Source organism: Nitrosomonas supralitoralis (assembly GCF_003011925.2).
Classification (GTDB): Bacteria; Pseudomonadota; Gammaproteobacteria; order Burkholderiales; family Nitrosomonadaceae; genus Nitrosomonas; species Nitrosomonas supralitoralis.
Genome location: NZ_PXXU01000132.1, coordinates 1 through 2037 on the forward strand (window position 1 = coordinate 1; position 2037 = coordinate 2037).

At 44.9% G+C, this 2037-nt stretch carries 5 protein-coding genes; 1 reads left to right on the forward strand and 4 read right to left on the reverse strand.

Annotation, left to right across the window (positions count from 1 at the left end; translation table 11 throughout):
• The 3 genes from C7H79_RS16920 to C7H79_RS16930 all read right to left on the reverse strand — a co-directional run.
• A partial coding sequence (locus C7H79_RS16920) for a hypothetical protein (protein WP_147383663.1) occupies nt 1-429 on the reverse strand: 429 nt, incomplete at its 3' end.
• A gap of 93 nt (nt 430-522) precedes the next feature.
• Complete coding sequence (locus C7H79_RS16925) at nt 523-837, reverse strand: hypothetical protein (protein WP_106708396.1); 315 nt, start codon at nt 835-837, stop codon at nt 523-525.
• 11 nt (nt 838-848) lie between these two features.
• Nucleotides 849-1313 (reverse strand): D-Ala-D-Ala carboxypeptidase family metallohydrolase, encoded by a 465-nt coding sequence (locus C7H79_RS16930; protein ID WP_106708397.1) that lies wholly within the window; start codon nt 1311-1313, stop codon nt 849-851.
• Here C7H79_RS16930 and C7H79_RS18185 point away from each other — a divergent pair.
• The gene (locus tag C7H79_RS18185; RefSeq protein ID WP_172592499.1) at nt 1302-1523 is read left to right on the forward strand and encodes a hypothetical protein; all 222 of its coding nucleotides are present in this window, start codon (nt 1302-1304) and stop codon (nt 1521-1523) included. The two genes, C7H79_RS16930 and C7H79_RS18185, sit on opposite strands and share 12 nt — an antisense overlap.
• Nucleotides 1524-1532: 9 nt before the next feature.
• Here C7H79_RS18185 and C7H79_RS18190 read toward each other — a convergent pair.
• A partial coding sequence (locus tag C7H79_RS18190; RefSeq protein ID WP_197714672.1) for a hypothetical protein occupies nt 1533-2037 on the reverse strand: 505 nt, incomplete at its 5' end.

Genomic DNA, 2037 nt, shown 5'->3' on the forward strand with positions numbered 1-2037 from the left:
TAGTATCTGCCCAAGCCAAATAGCATCCAACAAGGCTTGGTGTCTCTTTCCTGCGGAGATCAAACTATCTATCGAATCATTTACCCGCTCTGCACGACCATGATATTCATTCAGCAATGCGCGGTTTTCCTCGGTATATTCACCCCAATGCCCCGCCACGACCTGCTCTTTGACTGATCGATATTGCGCTACAATCTTATTGTAATCAGCGACAAACTCATCAAAGATTGGCTCCCTGGCATCCAGATAAGTGATTGATGGCTTCCACTTATCCACGAATCCAACGTATTGATTGATTGCGTGATCAACAATCAGATTTTCAGTATCACTGAGCGATGCGCTTTTGATCACCGCCGCAACCTGGCCGGACATGACTTGATCGTTCGCAACTGCAATATTCGCAAGATCACTGGTATTTTTTAAAACCATGCTGCATCCTGAAAGGATCAGTAAGAAAACGGCGAAGAATTTTATTGATATCGTTTTAAACATTTTTCTTCCTTTAACGGGTTGAGAAATCACTTAAACCTTAAAACCGAGCGAGGCGATCATCTTGATAAACTGATCTATTCCACCGGTAATTTTTCCGGCTATCAGTAGTAGAACCATAAGCACGAAGTAGCCTGTCAAAGTGGCCGTGATATGCACGCCACGAAAGAATCCAGATTTCTTTGATTTCTCTTCAAGCACCTGGTCCGCGTTCAACTGCATCTTCAATGAAAGTTCATTCAATCGGCTTTCAAACGAGAGCGAGTTCGCGTCAAGACTCTTTTCCAGCGCAGTAACACGCGCGTCAAGAGCTCCTATTTGCATGGTGTGAGGGCAATCATCTGGCATGGCACTTCTCCTTAATTAATCAATCCTGGATGTTTATTTCTGCCGTTGATCGTCAATATCTGCATCCTGTTAACATCTTTTTTGAGAGAACAATGCACCCAACCCGAGTTGGGATTTCCATTAACGTAATTTTCAAGAATCAACTGATCAAAAACTAGATTTGTCGATATCCATAAGGCGAGGTCGTAATTTGCTAATCCATCAATCTCAAAATCCACCGCTTGCCCTGTCATATGCTGCGATGTTTGGCTTCCATTAATGGCTGAATTTAATGCTATACATCTGTAACCGCTGTTGATTCTGACCGGGAGCTCGAAATGAGCTCTGACCGGCTCCAATATGTTTGTGCAAAGAAGGATTAAGTTTTTTAAAACGTGTTCTGGTGGGGTGTTGTCTATCCCGAGCTCACTGGCACTGGTAGAGCGGATTAGTTCATTCAGCGTAAAATGCAGGGTTAATTTTGTATGAATATCCACGTCAATTACCTCCTTATAACGCTGGCAATTGTCTTAGCGACAACGCCGCACGCGCTGATCACACTGTTTAGTCGGTTTACGATAGCGACTTGGAGTTTTAGCTCTGATTCCTTGCCTTTTCTCCAATCATCAAATGGCTTGCACTTGAAAAACTTGTTCACCACGCTAACCGGCATTGATAATGCTTCGGTCAGCGATGTGTGGGAATAAATGCTGAGACTAGCCGCCTGATTCATCAGATTCTCTGCCCAAATCTTTCGCCAGTCTTGAGACGCAGGTACGAACCGGAAATCGGGCGGGTGGCAAATTACTTGCCGCCCCTCCTTTTGGTAGCGCAACGAGTCCGTCACTGGATAATTCGATCTTAAATAAATGGTGCAAACTTTCCCGGCCACTCATGTACGAAGCCATTAGTGTGGCAAAAGAACTTTCAGGAAAACCCGATATAGTGCGTATGCGGTTAATTAGATATTCGTCATAATTACCTTCGCCGTCCGATGGCGCCGGTGTTTCTTCGCCTTTTCTGATCAATTGAGCAGACATGCATCCAAGTAACCAGTGTAATCTCCCGGATACGCCCTCAATCTCGCCCTGGATTCTTTCTATTGATTCTGCCATGGCGCCGGTCAGGTCTTGCAGCAACCAAACATCACCTTCAATCTCGCCCAGTTCAATCGCCTGATCTAGCACTTTATCGATGCTTCCATCCAGATAATCCGAGTAC